The following is an 18,625-nucleotide window of genomic DNA, read 5'->3' as shown; positions in this document are numbered from 1 at the left end:
AAAGAACAAGAAAGCCCGAAATTATGTACAAATATGAAAATGAAAGGGTTTTATAGGCGTTGTTTCACCCCTTATTCGGCCGTTCCCTTAGCATGAACCTGATCCGTTGCAATACAAAACCGCCACCTTCTAAAAGGGCAGCGGTTGAAAAGCTAACGCAAAAGCACTTGTTCATTTAAAATAAGAGGTTCTCGATTCATTTCTTCTTGTACGTTTTTATGACAGGTAAAGTATAGGATTTGGTGTGTCTTTCCTAGGCGATTGATTGCTTTTATGACTCGATCCCTTCTTAATGCATCAAAGTTTACGAAAGCCTCATCAATAATAATAGGAAGTGGCTCTTCTTGTTTATAGTGCTCCACAAGAGAGAAACGAATCGCTACATACAATAGCTCACAAGTGCCTTGACTTAAATCGGCTGGTCCGAACCTCGCTCCATCATTTCGTTCTACAACAAACCTGGTTTCACCGAGGGGAGCGAACAATTTAACATATCTGCCATCCGTTAACGTTTTGAAGTACTGTTCCGCCCCTTGCAGAACAGCTGGCTGTCTTTTTTCTTCATATCGCCTCTTTGTTCTCTGAATGATCTCTTTTGCTAAAGCAAGCATTGACCATTCTTTGCTATAGGTGTTCAATTCTTGCTTTAAAACCTCAAACTGTTGGAGAAGGTCTTCATAGGTTGTTCCGTTTTCCAATTCTCTAAGAACGTGTTTAAAGTTTGTACGTTGCTCTATGAGTTGTTTCTCTTCACGCTCGTATGCATGTATGCGAGAAAGAAAGTTTTCGATGTGATCATCAATCGTATCTTTCCATTCTTCACACCGTTCCCAGTCCTTTTCCCACGTGTCTTTAGACGATATTGCTTTCATCTGGGCTAGGAGCGTGCGCGCATCTGTTCTCTTCTTTTTGTCTTCTCTCCACTCCATTTCTTTTTTTCGAAAGCTTTCTTCATCTGTTACTCCGGCTTCATCAAACAACGATGATACAACCGCTTTTTCTTTTGCCATACGACGATTAATGCTTCGTAGCTCCTGAGTTAAGGTTTCCAAGTCGTTTACCGCTTTTTCGCAAATGCTAATTAAATCTTTCTCATTTTCAACCCATCGCTCCAACTCGCTTAAGATTAGGGATGGGGGCTGTTCTTTGGAAAGCCCTACATAGGTTGCCACATTATTAACGCTATCCAAAAAACGATTGATTTGGTGATCAAGCTCTATGAGCTCCTTTTTACACCTTTGCCTTTCTTCATCCAACTGTTTCCACTCGGTTGTGGCAGTGAACATGTCTTCATATTGTTCTGCAGTATATCCTGGTTCAAACCCTGTAGATTTGGCCCATCGTTGCAGTTCACCCAATGCTTCATTCACCTTCTGTTGGTATGAAGATATATCTTGACTTACGTTTAGTGCAGACCGCTTCCTTTGGCCAAGCTCTCGATTGATTTGTTCCGCTTCTCGCACCGCGCGCTCATGCAACGTAAGTTTTTCTTTCCAATTAGATACTGGTTGTTGATTGAGCTGTTTTTCTATCTCATCCCACTTACGTATTTCACTGCTCACTTGGTCGATCTCTCCAGATCCTCGATTCCAATCTCCCTTCGGTCGTACCTTAATAAAAAAGAGGGCAAGTAAAGCAATTCCTAATGTAAAAATCCCTTGAAGTATAGCGCCAGTAAATAGGCTCCAACCACCTATTAAGATGAGAACAATTGCACCGAATGTGAGGGGTGTTGCATACGAGTCTTTCTCTGATTCTTTTTTCGATTCAAGAACGTTTAAACGGTGTTTTAGCATCGTAAGCTGAGGTTTAAAAGCTTCAAGTTGATGATACATATCAAGCGTTTGCTCTGCTTGTGCCTTTTCACTTTCACTCAGCAAGCCTTGTTCCGTTTGCTCAAACTCTAGTAATAGACGTTCTTGCTCTTTTTTAAGCTGTCCTTGTTGATCCTCAAGTCGAGTAAGAGCCTCATCCGACTCTTCGTACACCTTCCTTAATTCCCTGAGTTTATCGTTAGCCTGCCGTGTTATATCACGTTTTTTTAGGTGTTGTTGATCCTCGATGCCCCATTCCATTTCAATTACCTTTTGTTTCTTTTCAAGAAGATCCTTCTTTTGCAAAACGCTTGTTTTTGATTTTGTGAGCTCTCTATATCGTCCCTCTTCGTTATTCAATTTCTTCACTTGACGTTCAATCTCTTTTACATCCAATGGAGAAAGCTGGTTTCTGAGGCTTTTAACCTTTTCTTCGAGTAGAACTTTCTGCTCTTCTTTTTCAGTGTAATTGATTTGAAGCTCTTTTTCTTCGTTTATCGAGCGCTCAAGCCTTTCGATACCAGATTCCGGAAATGATAGCTCCTTTTCATTTGGAAGTGTTGCCTCTATTACTTTATATTCCCCATACAACGGAAGCATCTTTTTCACTCGATCATACTCTGAAAGGGTTTGCTTTAATGTATGTTTATCTGTTGCCACTTCATCAATCCGTTGTTTTGTAGAGTCGATCTTGTTTGCCAAATCATCATATTCCGCGAGTTTTGCCCTCCACTCCAGAACTTCTTTTTCTTTTTCTTGGAGCTCTTTTAGGGTTAGGTTAATTGGTGTTTTTTTCCCTCTCGATTTAAACCATGCCTGCATCTGTTCATCGGCTTCTTTCTCACTTTGCAATAATGAAGGCCCTCCTGAGATTGAGGTGTCATAGAGAAAACTGTTCATTTCTTCCCGATTCATCTTTTCCAAACCTTGTAGACCTGACAAGTCGAATGAAAAGATCCCTTCAAATACCGTTTGTGAGATCCCATTTAGTATAACGTCAAGCTCTTCTTCTCCTCCTGTCTTACCAGTGGAATACTTGACAGTAACTTCACCTTTCATTCGATTTTTTCGAACTCTCTCAATAATAACTTGATCGTCATGCTCCGTTTTTATGACCAAGCTGCCACCATATATAGAATGATGAAGCGGTTCATAGGATTTTTTTTGCTCATTCTTTTTCGGGAAGCCAAATAATACAGCCTGAATAAACGCCATTAAAGTTGATTTACCTGCTTCATTTTCTCCGAAGACGAGTTGAATGGAAGGGTCTAACGTGAACCTTTCGTTCGTCCATTTACCGAATCCGTAGATGTCGATTTCTTTGATAATCACTTAGGCTTCCTCCTTTAATAGACGTGAAACAAGCCACTGCTCTGCTTGATCCAAAAGTTCTTTCTTTTCTGCATCTGTTAATGGAGTTACGTATTTTCGCGCCGTTCGGTGATTGTAAAGTTCGGAAAAGATATCATCCGATACTTCAATGCCATCGATCACTTGGAGTACATCTCCTAAAATATTAGACTGGTCCTTCGCTTTCTCTCTGTCCATTTCAGGCTTCGTTTGCACTGCCAAACGGTGAACCCAATACGAAAAGTCGAAAAGAACGTCTTCGTCCCCTCTAAGTTCGTCAATACATTCCTCCACCACCACCGGATTTTGCAGTTCTTGGTGAAGAGGACCGGAACCAGTAACGACCAAGTCAATCAAATCAAACTTGTTTTCTTTGCCAACACCATCAATCGTTTTTTCGCATTTAGCAATAAAACCGTCCATCGAATCGACCCCATTAATAGACACTTCCACTCTGTGCCAGTCCACCACAGAAGTATCTAAAAATGTTAATTTCCCGTCTACCTTTGAAAGTTCAACGTAGTAGGCACCTTTCGCTCCTCTTTCGTTGCGATGCCCGCCTTGAATATTGCCAGGGTATACGACAAATGGCTTTTCCGATATAATTTGCCGCTTATGAATATGCCCTAACGCCCAATAGTCAAACCCTGTGTCAATCAGTTGATTTACTCTAAAAGGGGCGTACGGATCATGATCAGGTTGCTCTTCTTCCTGTCCATGAAGAAGAGCGATATGAAAGAGCGCGTCTTCTTTCTTTTCCGTCTCATATTCTTTAATCCGATTTTCAACAATGCTTCTTTTATCGTAGCTAAATCCATACACTCGCACTTGATTATTTTTATGTAATACACTCGACGTTTTTGAACCGAACACCGTCACGTTCTCAGGCATACGTATCCCGTTCTCATTCTCTGTTAGGGGGTCATGGTTTCCATGAATAATGTATAATAGTATGTCTTTTTCCTTTAATCGTTCAGCCTGCTTTCGCATGAATAATTGACCTTTTAAGCTGCGATGTTCAAGATCGTACAAGTCTCCGCTGATGACAACAAAATCCACTTCTTTTGCGATGGCTTCATCAATAATTTTTGCAAAAGAAACGTATGCACTTCGTTTTAAACGGTTCAATAAAGAAGCAGGAAGCTTCGAGGTTTCAAACGGCCGATCCAAATGCAGGTCTGCGCAATGAATGAAACGAACAGTCTCCACTGTCTCACATCCCTCAACCTTTTTCGCTCATTATACCACAAAAAGCGATCGTTTGTTCGGTGTTAAACTTTCATTTTTCCACACAAAAAGAACTGTACCTCTTCAACATTGGGCACAGTTCTTTTAATCGTATTAATTAAACGGCAGCAGTGAAATTGCCGTGAGGGCTGCCAGTGGTAGCACTAATCGTTGAAACCGTCTCCTCGGGCCATAATAGGGTTGATAGTAATATGGGTAATAGCTGTATCCTCCATAAACCCTCATACCTCCCTCAGCATCCAATCCACCCGTCGGTACGGCCAAATATAAATAGTCCTCGTCTACGTTCTCAACGATTCCATCGTATCTTGTGTGGTGTTACCAAGACGTAACGGTACATATGATCTTTGCACAAGTCGTGTATGCTGTTTGTGTCCATGGTCCATCCCCCCTCACTGCCCATATTATGCAAGGCCCTAAGAAGGGTGGATAATTACGATTCTTTTTTTGAAAGGGCGAGCGCTTGTTTGATATCTTTTAAAGAAGATACTTTACCATACATGAGTACGCCGCCTTTATAAATCCGGGCACCGATTAAAGCAAGAAAAACGATTGATATCACCATCACAATGATACCAAGGGCAATTTCCCAAAATGGTAGTTGCAACATCCCTACACGTAAAAACATGACCATCGGTGTAAAGAACGGAATATAGGACGTAACTGTGATAATTCCCGATTCCGGAGCATTTAATCCAAACATGGAAATCAAGAATGCCACAACGACAATCATCGTAAGAGGTGTAATAACTATATTTACTTCTTCCGTTCTACTTACCAATGATCCAAGAACAGCGGATATGGTCGCATAAAACAAATAACCTAGTAGGAAGAAAACAAGAGCAAAGATGATTAGGCTAACGGGAACACCAGACATCATATCCCCAATAAACCCATCAGACTCCATACTTCCTCTCATTGATAAAAATCCTATTAAAATGATTAACATGTATTGGACAATCCCTAAAAGACCGATGCCAAAAATCTTGGCAAACATTTGCTTAACTGGTGAGACACTAGACACTAAAATCTCCATCACTCGTGACGATTTCTCCGTCGCTACTTCCATGGCAATCATGTTCCCGTAAGCAAGAACGGAAAAGTAAATGACCACAACGAGGGCATTCACTAAAAATCGGGTTTGTGTGAGCTCTTCTTCTGATCGTGCTGTATCACTCAATGCCTCCGTTTGAAAGCTTACTGGAGCATAAATGCTTTCGACCGTTTCTTCATCAAGACCAAGTCTAGCCGTTGCCACTTCAATTTTCACTTGCTGAAGTGCTTGTTCAATGACCTGAGGTGCTTGCTGATTAGCCACAGTTTGGGCTTTAAATATCCCTTGAGGCAACCCGTCAGGCCCCTCTTCCAACAGAAGCAAGCCTTGCAGTTCCCCTTGTTCAACGCGGTCAATCCCTTCCTCTACGGACTCGGATAAAGGAGTCAGCCTCACTTGGTCGGAAAAAGGTCCAAGCTGTTCTTGTACTAGGGCCGTGTATTCGTTCTCTTCATCGACTACACCGACTTCAGCGACTTCGGTTCCCCGATCTTCAAACGCCTCAAAGATCCGGTCTATGTTAGCAATCCCTGCCACAATTACGGCCGTAATGATGGTTGATATGATGAAAGACTTTGAGCGTAGCTTAGAAAAGAACGTATGAAATAAGATAATAAAGAACTTATTCATAAGAAGCACCTACTTTTTCAATGAAAATATCATTTAAAGACGGCTCTTCTAATACAAACTTACGAACGGATCCACGTCCAGCCAAAGCCTTAAACACCTGATCTGCTACTGCTTCTTTTGTAATGACAAGCTTTGCTCCATTGGAATAGGGTGTAAAGGACGTAACCCCCTCAACGGCTTCCAAGTAAGAAACGTCAAATTCCGCTTCTATCATCAACTTCTTCTTTCCATAGGAGCGTTTCACTTCTTTTAACTGCCCATTGACGATTGGCTCTCCTTTTTGGAGAATACATAAGTGTTCGCACAATTCCTCCACATGCTCCATCCGATGTGAAGAAAAAACAATCGTCGTTCCTTCATTTTTCAGATCTAACACAGCTTTCTTTAACTGTTCAACATTAACAGGATCCAAACCACTAAAAGGTTCATCCAAAATGAGAAGCTCTGGCTGGTGAATAACCGAGGCAATGAACTGAATCTTTTGTTGGTTTCCCTTTGAAAGCTCATCGATTTTCTTATGTAAGTATTCTGTTATGTTAAAGCGCTCCAACCATTGCTTTAATACTTCCAGAACTTTCGCCTTTTTCATCCCTCTAAGGCGTCCCAAGTATACAAGTTGGTCAGCGACGGTCATCTTCGGATACAGCCCCCTTTCTTCAGGTAAATACCCTACAAGGTGACTCGATTCATAGCCAATTTTATTACTTTTCCACGTAATCGTTCCTTCTGTTTGATCAATCAATCCCAAGATCATACGAAACGTTGTCGTTTTTCCAGCTCCATTTGCACCAAGCATCCCAAACATCTCACCTTTAGGAATGGTTAGGGTAATGTCATTAACCGCAGTGTGCTCGCCGAATCGCTTCGTTACATGTTTTAGCTCTAGTGTCATCGGTGTTCTCCTCTCCAATTTCCATGTTTCCTTATCTTACTTTACCAGATTCTGTACGTTTTTTCTCCGTTTGGACGTACTTCTTGATTTTGCAAACCCTTACAGATAAAATAGAAGAGCGATTGAATGAAAATTCAGATACTTAAGAGGTGAGTCACACATGCCAAGATTTTTTATTACCGCCTACGATAAAAATGGCGAGCATTTACTTAATGATAGTTTTGTAGCAGAGAACGACCAAGAAGCAAAAAAGATCGGTCAACAAAAGCTTGATGAACAAAACCTCTCTGACCATACGAGCCGAGTGGTTCGGGATTCGGGCGGTCTCGTTCTTTTCCACATCTAAAAAAAGAGGATATCCAAAAAGGGGACGCTTCCCCTTGGCGGATATCCTCTTTTGTCTATTAATTCGTCACTTTGAGTTGTTTTCTAAACACTTCTTTTATCATATAGCCAACACCATTTTGATCATTCGAGCGAGTGACCCAGTCGGCCGCTCTCCTCACTTCTTCAGGCGCTTGCCCCATCGCCACTCCTAATCCCACTTGAGAAATCATTTCCTTATCATTAACAAAGCTTCCTACCGCCACCATCTCATGTAGACTAATTCCGAGTTTTTGCCCGACGATCTGAAGCCCTCTCGCTTTGGACACAGATTCATCAGTGATATCAATACTCGATTCATCGGATGAAGTGAGTCTAATGCCAGGCACCACTTCTTCCAACTCTTCCAAGGCATCCGCACGCTCCATCTCATTCCAAAAATGAGCACGGATTTTTGGCACCGTAATTGGTTGATCAATGATATGGTGACTCAAAGACTCGACGAAATTAACTCCGTAAAAAAGGGGATCGCCTACCCCCATATTCATTCTCGCAACAAGGTGATTCTTTTGCTTGATTTTATTTGCCAACGCATACTTCTCGTGAAGAAGTCTAATATGACAATGGTAGTTTTCAAGGATATCCACTATCTGGTAAGTACGGTCCGAATCAATTCGTCTAACAAACATCGGCTCTTCCACTGACGAACCTATAAACGCACCATCATGAGTGATTAGCTCATGATCCTCGATCTTCAGTGCTTTTGCTACTTTTCTTGCAGCCGGGTACGTTCTTCCCGTAGCCAATGTTACGTACACACCTTTATTGCGCACATATTCAATTGCTTCTTTTGTTTCCTTCGTAAGTTTGTGATTCGATTTTAACAGGGTTCCATCGATGTCCAACGCCAATAAGCGAAATGTCATGCTTGCATCCCCTCCATCTTCTGGGTCGTTGGTTCATTCTTATGAATAGGAGAAAAGCTTTAGAACAGGAAATGTCCTAAAAAAGGGACGTTGATAGATGACTGGTGGTAAGGGGAATATGGGTTGACTATGGTGGAGGTGGAACAGTTAGGAGGAGGCCATTTTTTTGGTGAAGCGGTTGGTTGAGAGACTCGGGGGAGCTGGAGATTCTTCATCGACTTGCTCGGTTTATTCATCGACTTTCCGATTTCTTCATCGACTTTCCAGGTTTATTCATCGACTTCACATTTCTTCATCCACTTGCCCACCACCACTCCCCCCTACACCAAGCACCGCCCCATCTAAATCCACAAAAAGACGCTCCCTTATAAAAGAGAACGTCTTGAAATCACATGTTAAATTACTGTTGCTCGCCTTCACCTTCAGCACCGTATAACTCTTCAAGTGGCTTTGTGATGACTTTGTTGATGTCACCAATCACTTGACTCATGCGCTGTTCAGCTTCCATGAGCTTAGAGATTGTTTCGTGCTGCTGAACAAGTTCAAATTGCTTTTGAGCATTTTGAATTTCTTCTTCAGAAATTTGCGCACCTTGCATTTGCTTTTGTTGAAGTTCAATTTGAACTTTACGGAAGTTATCCAGCATACGCTTAGCAACATCGTCACTGTTTACTGTGTCGTGAAGCTCTTTTAGTGTAGTGAATTCTTCACTCTCTTTAAGAACGCTTGCGAGTTCATGCGCTTTGTCGTAAGGGTTAGCCATAAATAAAAATCCTCCTAAATGTATTGTACGTTTAATAGAAAACGTACGAATGCTTCTTTATGACTATAACATACATAGTCAGGTGAGTTCACCCGCTAGCCCTCACTTTCTCATTTTCTTACTTTTCGAAATGATATGCCAACGACGGAGCCTCTTCATTTATAAGATGAACGGTGACGTAGCTCCTTAACCGATTAGCGCCTTGATCCTCTCCGTTCGCCGCTTCCTGTTCCTCATTAATGCCTTCCCACCTATCAATACTGCTTTGAAAGAAACCTCTCAAAGCTCCTCCTAAAAAAACATCAACGCAATCAACCCTTGGACAAGACCAACACTTGCTCCAATTAAAGCACCTAAAAGAGCAATCATCTTCAGCTCTTTTTTCGCGATGGAAAGGATCACTTGCTCAAGCTTCGGCAAAGGGAAACTGTTCACCTGATCTTCTACAATTTCGTCGAGCTTTAAGTTCATAAGCATCCGTTGAAGGTTGCGTTCGATAATGGAGGATAACGTTTCAAGAACGGCGGGCATGAGTGAATCGACGAGTTGGGCCTCGTAACGGTATGCCCACTCTGACATCGGTTTGTCCCACTCCCCAAGGACTGGGACCTTTTTTGCAATTTCTTCAGCTATCTGGTTGGCTCTGCCTTCCCAATCTGCGTTAGGAAAAAGCTCGTCGAGGTTCTTTTCCTTAAGTTCCTCGAATTCTCTTCTTAGTTGGGATTCAATAAATTCCTGTGATTTATGGTCGTCAAGAAGCCGTAGTAACTCATATTGGATCCTTCCTGAAATCGGGATGTTTGTGACCACTCTTCCAACCATCCCCCCAAAACTTCCTTTTGTAGAAAAGTAACGAGAGACCATCTCTTCGATTTTGGCTTTCCCTTCATGTGACCTCACGTAGACTTTCCCTTTTTCCAAAAGCAGGTCGGCTGTTTCAGGGATTAAGGTTTCACCTTTGTGGATTATACTTTCGGGAAGCCAATTTTGAAGTGGTTCGCCTCGGTATTCATCCGCGGTTTTGACAAGTGTTTTCGCTACGGACGTAGTGAAGCGGCCTTTTGTTTTTGTAGCAGACCATTCACCACCGGATTGGCCTTTCCACCACTCTTCCAACGTACTGGAACTGGTAGAGAGTTCATGGACTTTTTTCTTAAACCACGTACGTATTTCTTGAATGAGCATGTTATCAAATAATTTGCTTTTGACACCTTCAACCGTTATTAAATGCCCGACCACAAGGTTCCCGAGCTGCTCAGCCAATTCACCGCGTCTTTTTGGAATGAGCCCAGGTGTAAAGGGGACTTGATAGCTCCCTATTTTTATTGGATTGAAAGGTCTAAACAACATTCTAATTGCAATCAGGTTTGTTAACCCTCCGATAAATGCCCCGATGATAACCATTAGGGAAATTAGCATAAATGTTTGCACTCGCATCACCTTTTGCCTGTATTTGCACCAATATTTTTAGGGTTTCATAGTATAGGGTATCTGCCCGCCCAAAAGTACAGGTACGAATAGTTTATCGTCTTTCACATTCACATATCAATTTTCATGAGGAATCGTTTGGTTCCTTTCATCATATAGAGTAACAAATGAGGGATGTCCATGTCGTTCATTGGCGATCAAACGACAGTCCGTTTTCACTTTGATCATACAGAACGTGCACCAAATCAAGTGACGATTTCCAAATCGTTTGCATCACGGTATTTTCATCAAGAAGAAAAAGAAGTCACTTTATCTATTGGGTCGTGGGAAGAAAAGGTCCTTATCGCAATTGACAGCAACCTCTCAGACGAAACCATGGTCCTGTCTCCAAGTCTATTCCCTTTTGACGGCGTTGTTAAAGCGGATACGTTCTATTATTTGAAAATTAAAGAAGGTCATGCGTGGCACATCGGTCCTTTGGTTGCCATGCTCTTAAATGAAGGACATCTGGACCGAGAAGAACCCTTCGGACATCTTACATCTTTTTCTGATGAACTCGCTGATTATGCAAAAAAATCAGGAGCAATGTTTGTCGTGATTCCTCTCAATCATCAAGAGGCGAGTGACCTTAAAGGATTTTATCAAAAGGATGGGATGTGGAGGTACGGCCCCATTCCATTTCCCGATGTGGTGTATAACCGCCTTTCCACACCTGAAAAAGAGAATTCGAAAAAAGGAAAAAAATTATTCGGTCTGTTAAAGGAGAAGAATATCCCTTTCTTTAACGACCGGTTCATTCATAAATGGGAAATGCATCAACTCCTATTCCAACATGCGCAGTTACGACCCTATCTACCTGATACTGTTCTTTCCATTGATCGCGAACGCTTTTTAACCTTCACAAAAATGTATAAGCAACTCTACATCAAGCCCATATGGGGACGAGAAGGAAATGGCATCTTGAGAATGACCTGTCACGATCATTCCCTAGAGGCTGAATACCCTTCTGACACCATCCAACGAACGTTTCACTTTCGATCGTTTGATCATTTTTATAAAACGCTAGAGCCTCGTTTCAAAGAAAAAGGTTACGTTGTACAAGAGGCCATACCTCTTTTCACCGTTGATGGATCACTCGTGGATATTCGGGTTTTGACGATTAAAAATGGAAAAGGAGAGTGGGAAGTCGCATCCAAAATTGCTCGTTGTGGTGTTAAAAATCAAATTGTTTCCAACGTTGCAAAAGGCGGGGAGCAACGGAAGGTACTCGATACCCTCGAAGGTGCTTTCCCTGAATTACATGTCTTTCACCTCATCCGTTTCTTAAATGAATTGGCGATTGAAACAGCGCAGACCATTGAAGAGGAACTAGGTGAGTCAGGTTGCTATGGTGAATTTGGCATCGATATCGGAATTGACAATAACGGGCATCCGTGGATTTTAGAAGTAAACTCCAAACCATCAAAATCCTACGATACACCCGATCAAGATAAAGTTCGGCCATCGGTAAAAAAGCTTCTCTCCTTTGGTCACTATTTAAGTGGGTTAGATTAATAAAAATAGAAGGTGATCGCTTTGACATCAGTAACAATGGGTCTTTTACAACTCGGGCACGACCAAGAAAAAGAGTACGTCACCCAAATCGCCCTGGAAGCTTCATTAAAGAACGTGACGTTGCACGTGTTTACCCCATTTGATTGGGATTCAGAAACGAACGTCGTAAAGGGTCTGAAATTTGATAAAAACAGCCTTACCTTCCTTCCATCGTCCTTTATACTGCCGAAAGTCATTTACGATCGATGCTTTTACAGTCGAAGTGATGAAGCGAAAAAAGCAGCTCCAATTGTTCGTCAGCTAAAAGAGAAAGCTTACTTTTTAGGATATGGCCTCCCTGATAAGTGGCGAGTGTTCGAAACGTTAAAGCTTCATGAGGGATTTGCTCGACTTCTACCTGAAACGAGGCTTCTTAAGCCATCTTCTTTGGTGTCCATGTTAAAAGAACACAAACAAGTGATTATGAAACCACTAGCAGGATCAGGCGGGAAAGGCATTCACCTCGTTACAAAATCAAAAAGCTCTTTTGAGTGGACCGATGCCTCCACAACCCAAAAGATGTCGCACCAAGCGACACCAATAAAATTGAGTGAAGAACTGAAGCGACGTACGGGAGGTATTCCTTACCTTATTCAACCTTACCTATCATTAACCGATGGTGATCAATGTCCATATGATCTCCGAGTCATCATACGAAAGGGGACAGCGGGTAAATGGACGGAGCTCGGCAGAGGAATCCGCTATGGAGAACCACTGGGGATTGTGTCAAACCTTTCTTCAGGAGGAGCAATCAAACCATTTGATCATACCGCTCTCTCCGATGAACAAAAAAGCGTTCTAGACGCCATCATCGACCAAATAGGTGACCATTTGGAACAGCATCACCCCCGTTTATTCGAGCTGGGCATTGATATTGGTTTGGACAACGACGGAAAAGCGTGGATCCTTGAAGTAAACTCAAAGCCCGGTTTTCAGACCGTTCTATTCACTAGTGATCACCTTGGAAGAAGAGCCGTACATCAAGGGCCAATCGACGCATACTTGCGGATTAAAAAACACGTATTAAAGCAGCAAAAGAAGCGTAAGAAAGGGGCTACCGTGATTAATGAGTAACATTATTGCCGAGTGGAAAATCACTCCTCACCATAAAAAGACAGTTATTCTTCCTGGGTCCTACTTTAAAGAGTCCACCTTTTATGACGGACAGTTCATTTCAATCTTGTTTGGTACAAAAGAGCAACAAGTAACTGTAAAAGAGTCCTTTACAAACGATTGGATGATCAGCCAAGATGTGATCAACGATTTGCACTTGCCTAATCTCGGCCCATACCGAATCCATTCAGATGGTCGTACATTAGCTTTCGGCCCTCATATCGGCATTTACACTGCCGGCTTTACCCAATCTCTTCTTCGTCCTATTGGTGAACGTTCTTTTTTGTTTGCTAAATACTTGGCTTCGGCTAAAAAGCTTGGGGTAAGCTGTTTCGTTTTTGGAGCTCCTCACATTTCATGGGAAGAAGGATTAGTTGAAGGCTATTACTGGAATGAAAAAGGATGGGAAAAGCATACTGTACCTTTACCAAATGTGGTCTATGATCGAATTCCCAATCGTAAAACGGAAGCTCACCCTGGTTACTCCCAAGTACGTGATCGATTGAAAACAGAGTATGCCATCCCTTGGTTCAACCCTGGATTTTTTGACAAATGGGACATTCACCTGTCACTTGAACATTCGAATGTTCATTCTTACTTGCCTGAAAGTACGCTCTCTCCCGATGTGCAAACCATCCGTCGCTACCTCGATGAGCACAAGCAGGTATATATCAAGCCTGCAAAAGGGAGTCTTGGAATTGGCATCCACCAAATCATTTATTCGCCTGAAGAAAACATGTTTTACTGTCGATTTAGAGATCGTGAAAAAAACCGCCTGAGACGGTATAGTTCTTTACAAAGGCTTGTAAAAAAACAATTTCCGAATGGCCTGACCCAAATGATTATTCAACAAGGAATTGACTTAATGAGTTATCAACAAAAACCGATCGATTTTCGCATTCATACAAACAAAAATCGTGAAGGCACTTGGGAAGTTAGTGCCTTTGCTGCCAAAGTCGCAGGAATCGGTAGCGTCACGACGCACGTAAAAAGTGGCGGTCAAATCAAATCCTTGAGTGAGCTCAAAACTGACCTCACGATCACTGAAAAAACCTATCACGACTTAAAGAAAGCTGCCCTTCTGATCAGTGAGACAATTGACAACCAAGTAGATGGATTCATCGGTGAAATCGGTTTTGATTTCGGTGTAGATAAGAATGAAAAAACATGGATGTTTGAAGCGAATTCCAAGCCTGGGCGTTCCATCTTCTCTCACCCTCGGCTTCGAAAAGAAGAAGTTCTTACACGGGAGTTGCCTTTCGAGTACGGAACGTATTTGTTTGAGCAAACGCTCCAAACAACCCCGGTTTATACAAGATGATTTATTACGACCCCTTTTACGAAACCTGGCTTGGAGATGAAGATACTACTCAGTATTCCTTCGGTGGAAAAGACCTTTCGTTTGTTGAACCTTCACAAAGAGCAATCCCTTTCTCCGTTGCCCTATGTGAAAAGACGAAAGCAGTCGGACCTTTCGTAATCGTCTTAACAGAATCACACACAATAAAGCCTTTCACAGGAGATGAAAGGCTTTATTTATCCATACATCGCTCCTTATCGAGGATCGGTGGTGTACTTATGATTGTAACCGCCTCTTCTCTTGAAGATATTCACCGAACCTTGGGATACATTTACAACGAAAATAACCGAGAATGGATTCAAGCTCATGGAGGGAAGCCTGATGTCGTCTATAACCGCGTACCCTTTCGACGTCTTGAACGTAAAGAAACGTTCGCACAAATTAAACGTGCATTAACCAACGCCCATACGTCTATATTCAACCCTCGATTTTTAACAAAAAAGGACCTTTTAGAACTTTCAATTGTAAATTTAAACCTGCCCAAAACAGAAGAGCTTACCTCGTTTTCTCAATTTAAACAATTCGTTTCCGTTCATAGAAATGTTCTTATAAAAGACAGTAATGGCTCGAAAGGACAAGGCATTTATCGCTTGGTACAACGTCATGATGATTCCTGCATTTTAACGACTCAAAAAGGGAGTACCCCTCCTCTTTCCTTAGAAGCCATATGGGGACTATTGGTTCCCGTCTTGAGCAAACGAACACTTTTAATACAAGAACAAGTGAAACTCACCACTTGGAACGGATCTCCTTACGATTATCGTGTGCTTCTTCATAGGGTAAAAGGCCAGTGGGAGTGCTCGGGTGTTGGGATTCGGGTGGCCGGGAGTGAGGCATTCACCACTCACACCTTATATGGGGGTCACCTTCTCGATCCACTAAAGGTAGGTCTTGATACGAAAGACGTTACATCTTTAGCTAAAGAGACCGCATCTCTTCTTCCCGACACCTTTTATGAATTGTCTATGGACATAGGCTCCGATGAACACAACCGCCTTTATGTATTTGATATTAACAGTAAACCGATGATTTTTGACGAGGCTCATATTCGAGAAAAAGGGGCTCAACACGTAGCTTTGATCTGTCACGAGTTGGGAGGCTTTTCGGTTTGAACGTGAAAAAACCTGTTCCAATATGGTAAGATAGGGATGAAAAATCTGAATTCTTACTACACCATTTATAAAGGATGGAACTCACATGCTTTCTCACTTTCATTACCGTGAAATCAAAAACAATATGATTAACCAAGAATGGGATTTCGACTTTTACTATAAACAAAATAAATACAAAGGGAAGTATTTCAAGGACGGCTCCATTACATGGCATCATCAAGGAGCCGACCAAATGACTACTGAGGAAAAGTCGTTCTTGGAAGATTGTGTTCACGACCTCATGCTTTATCACGTATACGAAGAACACTAACCGCTTTTGCATGAATACCTCCCTTCACCTCCATACTAAAAGGAAAAAGGAGACTATTCATGACACAAAAAGATTTGGAAAATCAAGGCCGGGAAGAGGCTTACCTAGATGTGGATCGAATGACAAATGAAGGTCTAGCCGGTGGAAAAGATCATTTGACTTATGGAAAAAGACAGATTGATGAATCACTCGATCTTCATAATGAAGAACGTCCTCACCACACCACTAAGAAGAAACAACAATAAAAAGAAAGGTTTTTCAATGCTACCGTGTTGAAAAACCTTCTTTATATTCACCTTACCCTTGACTACTCCCAAGAAAGGATTAATGATGTTTGAAAAATTAAAGGAAATGTACACTCATGCTCTAGCCTCCCCATCAATTAGTGAAGATGAACTACTTATCATTCAAAACGACTCAGGGGATCGGTTACATTTTAAAAAAGAGATGCTCACTCATGAAGAAATAACGTTGCTTTGTACGTTGTTTGACAAAGTTGGTGGAGCCATCATGCCCGTCTCAAAATCAGATCAAATGTGGTCCCAGCTCTTAGTCCATCAAATCGTTCCGGAGACAAATTTACCTCTTCCGGTTCGATTCATTCATTTTCATGTGAAAGGAACGTTAACAGATAACGAAGGTTTCTCGGAAGCCATACATAATTTATTTTCTTCCATAGACGCCCTTTTATGGACAACAAAAACAGAAGGGATACTCGTTCAGCGTCTGGACGAAGGGTTTGAAGATGACACCCTTGATAATAGTATCGTCTCGGCACTTACGAGTGACTTTTATGTAGAATTGTCCTTTTTAGTAGGATCCCCACACTCGACAATTGAGTCGATTATGGATCGCTTCGAATTGGAATCAACCGTTTTTAAAGCTGCCAGACGCTATTCGTCTCAAACGGTTTTTCATGAACAAGAGGCCTTGAATCACTGGCTGTTAACACGATTGGATCGAGACGCGATCCGCACCTTACGTGAATTATTGAAGCCTGTTCAAGACGATGTTGAACTGCAGCAATCTGTACGTACGTATCTTGAATGCAACATGAATACATCACTGGCTGCTAAAAGAATGTTTGTCCACCGTAACACACTTCAATACAGAGTAGAGAAATTCATTGAGAAAACGTCACTTGATATTAAACAATTTCCTAATGGCGTTGCCGTATACCTCATGTTACTCGTTCAAGGAGCAAAAAAATCGGCAGATAAATAGACATAGCCTTAAGGGGCTGGGAAAGAAGAGTTTTTCAAATGATAATCCGAGCAATGTTATGCGTTTCAAATCATTCGCTTTTGAAATTCGGATTGCACCCTGAAACCCTTCCTAATGACCCAGCCTCTTGTGCATTCTTTTTACCTGCTTATTTTAAAAATATCATAAGCCCACTTCATCCCTTCATCCCTTTTGTTACACTAATAAACCTTGCTTTCTGAAAACGTTTGCACTTTGCACAAAATTCTACAAAACTTTTGTGCACGTTTACAATAGCCACTCTTACTAGGAAAAAGGTACACTGTATCTATAAAAGAAAGCGCTTTTACATAGCGCAAAGTTGAATTTGGTGGAGGGTGTTTTACATGGCAGATATTAGTTTCAAGAGTTTATACAAAATTTATGACGGTGATGTACAAGCCGTAACAGACTTTAACCTTGAAATTCAAGATAAAGAATTTATCGTATTCGTAGGTCCATCTGGTTGTGGTAAGTCTACTACACTTCGAATGGTAGCCGGTCTTGAAGATATTTCAAAAGGGGAACTTTACATTGGGGAAGGACTTGTAAACGATGTGGCTCCTAAAGATCGTGACATCGCGATGGTTTTCCAAAACTACGCACTTTATCCGCACATGAACGTATATGAAAACATGGCATTTGGTCTTAAACTAAGAAAGTTTAAAAAAGAGGAAATTGATCGTCGCGTTCGTGACGCTGCAAAAATCCTCGGACTAACTGAAATGCTTGATCGTAAACCAAAAGCAATGTCCGGTGGTCAGCGTCAGCGTGTGGCACTAGGACGTGCAATCGTACGTGATCCTAAAGTATTCTTGATGGATGAGCCGTTATCCAACCTTGATGCAAAGCTTCGTGTACAAATGCGTGCAGAGATTACAAAGCTTCACAAACGCCTTCAAACAACAACGATCTACGTAACACACGACCAAACGGAAGCGATGACAATGGCTACTCGTATCGTTGTTATGAAAGACGGTTTAATTCAACAGGTAGGTCGTCCAAAAGACATCTATGACTACCCTGAGAATGTATTCGTTGGCGGATTTATCGGTTCTCCATCCATGAACTTCCTTTCCGGAAAGCTTGTTGATGGCTTCATTGACCTTAACGGTATGAAAGTAAAAGTACCAGCCGGTAAGCTTAAGCTCGTTGAAAAATTCAACAACAAAGATATCATCCTTGGCATTCGTCCTGAGGATATTCACGATGAGCCTGTGTTCCTTGAGTCTTCAAGAGAAACACAGCTTGAAGCTAAAATTGACGTTGCTGAGTTAATGGGTGCTGAAACATTCCTATACTCCAAAATTGGAGAGCAAGAGTTCATCGCACGTGTTGACAGCCGTACGGACGTAGAAAGCGGCCAAGATATTCAGCTCGCGTTCGATATGAATAAAGCCCACTTCTTCGACCCTGAAACAGAACAGCGTCTTCGCTAAGTGTGTAACCCCCCTTATATAGGACGC

The 18,625-nt window shown here is 41.8% G+C and carries 17 protein-coding genes; 9 read left to right on the top strand and 8 right to left on the bottom strand.

The window, feature by feature from the left end; genetic code table 11:
- Positions 1 to 152: 152 nt before the first annotated feature.
- The 4 genes from G476_RS0104640 to G476_RS0104625 form a co-directional block, all read right to left on the bottom strand.
- Complete coding sequence (locus G476_RS0104640) at positions 153 to 3,146, bottom strand: ATP-binding protein (RefSeq protein ID WP_026689052.1); 2,994 nt, start codon at positions 3,144 to 3,146, stop codon at positions 153 to 155.
- Entirely contained in the window at positions 3,147 to 4,373 is a 1,227-nt protein-coding gene (locus G476_RS21260; RefSeq protein WP_051314655.1) for a metallophosphoesterase family protein, read from the bottom strand.
- Between the two features lie 472 nt (positions 4,374 to 4,845).
- A complete protein-coding gene (locus G476_RS0104630; RefSeq protein WP_026689051.1) occupies positions 4,846 to 6,096 on the bottom strand; it encodes an ABC transporter permease in 1,251 nt (416 codons plus the stop codon).
- Positions 6,089 to 6,988, bottom strand: coding sequence for an ABC transporter ATP-binding protein (locus tag G476_RS0104625; RefSeq protein WP_026689050.1), 900 nt, complete (start codon positions 6,986 to 6,988; stop codon positions 6,089 to 6,091). The genes G476_RS0104630 and G476_RS0104625 overlap by 8 nt, the downstream gene beginning before the upstream one ends.
- A 160-nt stretch (positions 6,989 to 7,148) precedes the next feature.
- On the opposite strand from G476_RS0104625, the gene G476_RS0104620 reads away from it, so the two are divergent.
- Positions 7,149 to 7,334 (top strand): YhzD family protein, encoded by a 186-nt coding sequence (locus tag G476_RS0104620; protein WP_026689049.1) that lies wholly within the window; start codon positions 7,149 to 7,151, stop codon positions 7,332 to 7,334.
- Positions 7,335 to 7,392: 58 nt separating this feature from the next.
- On the opposite strand, the gene G476_RS0104615 is transcribed toward G476_RS0104620, so the two are convergent.
- The 4 genes from G476_RS0104615 to G476_RS0104600 all read right to left on the bottom strand — a co-directional run bounded on the left by G476_RS0104615 (position 7,393) and on the right by G476_RS0104600 (position 10,432).
- Positions 7,393 to 8,238, bottom strand: a complete 846-nt coding sequence (locus G476_RS0104615; protein ID WP_026689048.1) for a Cof-type HAD-IIB family hydrolase — start codon at positions 8,236 to 8,238, stop codon at positions 7,393 to 7,395.
- A gap of 400 nt (positions 8,239 to 8,638) precedes the next feature.
- Positions 8,639 to 9,001 (bottom strand): YlbF/YmcA family competence regulator, encoded by a 363-nt coding sequence (locus tag G476_RS0104610; RefSeq protein ID WP_026689047.1) that lies wholly within the window; start codon positions 8,999 to 9,001, stop codon positions 8,639 to 8,641.
- A 118-nt stretch (positions 9,002 to 9,119) separates the two neighbouring features.
- Positions 9,120 to 9,284: a hypothetical protein gene (locus tag G476_RS23480; RefSeq protein ID WP_156906517.1), complete on the bottom strand. Its 165-nt coding sequence runs from the start codon at positions 9,282 to 9,284 to the stop codon at positions 9,120 to 9,122.
- Positions 9,285 to 9,292: 8 nt separating this feature from the next.
- Positions 9,293 to 10,432: a DUF445 domain-containing protein gene (locus G476_RS0104600; protein ID WP_026689046.1), complete on the bottom strand. Its 1,140-nt coding sequence runs from the start codon at positions 10,430 to 10,432 to the stop codon at positions 9,293 to 9,295.
- Between the two features lie 177 nt (positions 10,433 to 10,609).
- Here G476_RS0104600 and G476_RS0104595 point away from each other — a divergent pair, with 177 nt between their 5' ends.
- The 8 genes from G476_RS0104595 (at position 10,610) to G476_RS0104560 (ending at position 18,598) form a co-directional block, all read left to right on the top strand.
- Positions 10,610 to 11,983 carry a YheC/YheD family endospore coat-associated protein gene (locus G476_RS0104595; RefSeq protein WP_026689045.1) on the top strand — a complete coding sequence of 458 codons (1,374 nt, stop codon included), beginning with the start codon at positions 10,610 to 10,612 and terminating at the stop codon, positions 11,981 to 11,983.
- A 21-nt stretch (positions 11,984 to 12,004) separates the two neighbouring features.
- Positions 12,005 to 13,096, top strand: coding sequence for a YheC/YheD family endospore coat-associated protein (locus tag G476_RS0104590; RefSeq protein WP_026689044.1), 1,092 nt, complete (start codon positions 12,005 to 12,007; stop codon positions 13,094 to 13,096).
- The gene (locus G476_RS21255) at positions 13,089 to 14,456 is read left to right on the top strand and encodes a YheC/YheD family endospore coat-associated protein (RefSeq protein WP_051314654.1); all 1,368 of its coding nucleotides are present in this window, start codon (positions 13,089 to 13,091) and stop codon (positions 14,454 to 14,456) included. Before G476_RS0104590 ends, G476_RS21255 begins: the two co-directional genes overlap by 8 nt.
- Positions 14,453 to 15,607 (top strand): YheC/YheD family protein, encoded by a 1,155-nt coding sequence (locus tag G476_RS0104580; protein ID WP_026689043.1) that lies wholly within the window; start codon positions 14,453 to 14,455, stop codon positions 15,605 to 15,607. Before G476_RS21255 ends, G476_RS0104580 begins: the two co-directional genes overlap by 4 nt.
- A gap of 85 nt (positions 15,608 to 15,692) precedes the next feature.
- Positions 15,693 to 15,917, top strand: coding sequence for a DUF5342 family protein (locus G476_RS0104575; protein WP_026689042.1), 225 nt, complete (start codon positions 15,693 to 15,695; stop codon positions 15,915 to 15,917).
- A 59-nt stretch (positions 15,918 to 15,976) separates the two neighbouring features.
- Complete coding sequence (locus tag G476_RS0104570; RefSeq protein ID WP_026689041.1) at positions 15,977 to 16,162, top strand: hypothetical protein; 186 nt, start codon at positions 15,977 to 15,979, stop codon at positions 16,160 to 16,162.
- 82 nt (positions 16,163 to 16,244) lie between these two features.
- Positions 16,245 to 17,141: a PucR family transcriptional regulator gene (locus G476_RS0104565; protein WP_084405600.1), complete on the top strand. Its 897-nt coding sequence runs from the start codon at positions 16,245 to 16,247 to the stop codon at positions 17,139 to 17,141.
- Positions 17,142 to 17,506: 365 nt separating this feature from the next.
- A complete protein-coding gene (locus G476_RS0104560) occupies positions 17,507 to 18,598 on the top strand; it encodes an ABC transporter ATP-binding protein (RefSeq protein WP_026689039.1) in 1,092 nt (363 codons plus the stop codon).
- Positions 18,599 to 18,625 lie beyond the last annotated feature (27 nt).

Source organism: Alteribacter aurantiacus DSM 18675 (genome assembly GCF_000429705.1).
In the GTDB taxonomy this organism is placed as follows: domain Bacteria; phylum Bacillota; class Bacilli; order Bacillales; family Salisediminibacteriaceae; genus Alteribacter; species Alteribacter aurantiacus.
This window is presented reverse-complemented; position numbering and strand designations above follow the sequence as displayed.

What these genes read in the sequence shown, in the direction of transcription:
- G476_RS0104630 (WP_026689051.1), bottom strand. Translation starts at nt 6,096, where the DNA reads ATGAATAAGTTCTTTATTATCTTATTTCATACGTTCTTTTCTAAGCTA.
- G476_RS0104625 (WP_026689050.1), bottom strand. Translation starts at nt 6,988, where the DNA reads ATGACACTAGAGCTAAAACATGTAACGAAGCGATTCGGCGAGCACACT.
- G476_RS0104620 (WP_026689049.1), top strand. Translation starts at nt 7,149, where the DNA reads ATGCCAAGATTTTTTATTACCGCCTACGATAAAAATGGCGAGCATTTA.
- G476_RS0104615 (WP_026689048.1), bottom strand. Translation starts at nt 8,238, where the DNA reads ATGACATTTCGCTTATTGGCGTTGGACATCGATGGAACCCTGTTAAAA.
- G476_RS0104610 (WP_026689047.1), bottom strand. Translation starts at nt 9,001, where the DNA reads ATGGCTAACCCTTACGACAAAGCGCATGAACTCGCAAGCGTTCTTAAA.
- G476_RS0104595 (WP_026689045.1), top strand. Translation starts at nt 10,610, where the DNA reads ATGTCGTTCATTGGCGATCAAACGACAGTCCGTTTTCACTTTGATCAT.
- G476_RS21255 (WP_051314654.1), top strand. Translation starts at nt 13,089, where the DNA reads ATGAGTAACATTATTGCCGAGTGGAAAATCACTCCTCACCATAAAAAG.
- G476_RS0104580 (WP_026689043.1), top strand. Translation starts at nt 14,453, where the DNA reads ATGATTTATTACGACCCCTTTTACGAAACCTGGCTTGGAGATGAAGAT.
- G476_RS0104575 (WP_026689042.1), top strand. Translation starts at nt 15,693, where the DNA reads ATGCTTTCTCACTTTCATTACCGTGAAATCAAAAACAATATGATTAAC.
- G476_RS0104570 (WP_026689041.1), top strand. Translation starts at nt 15,977, where the DNA reads ATGACACAAAAAGATTTGGAAAATCAAGGCCGGGAAGAGGCTTACCTA.
- G476_RS0104565 (WP_084405600.1), top strand. Translation starts at nt 16,245, where the DNA reads ATGATGTTTGAAAAATTAAAGGAAATGTACACTCATGCTCTAGCCTCC.
- G476_RS0104560 (WP_026689039.1), top strand. Translation starts at nt 17,507, where the DNA reads ATGGCAGATATTAGTTTCAAGAGTTTATACAAAATTTATGACGGTGAT.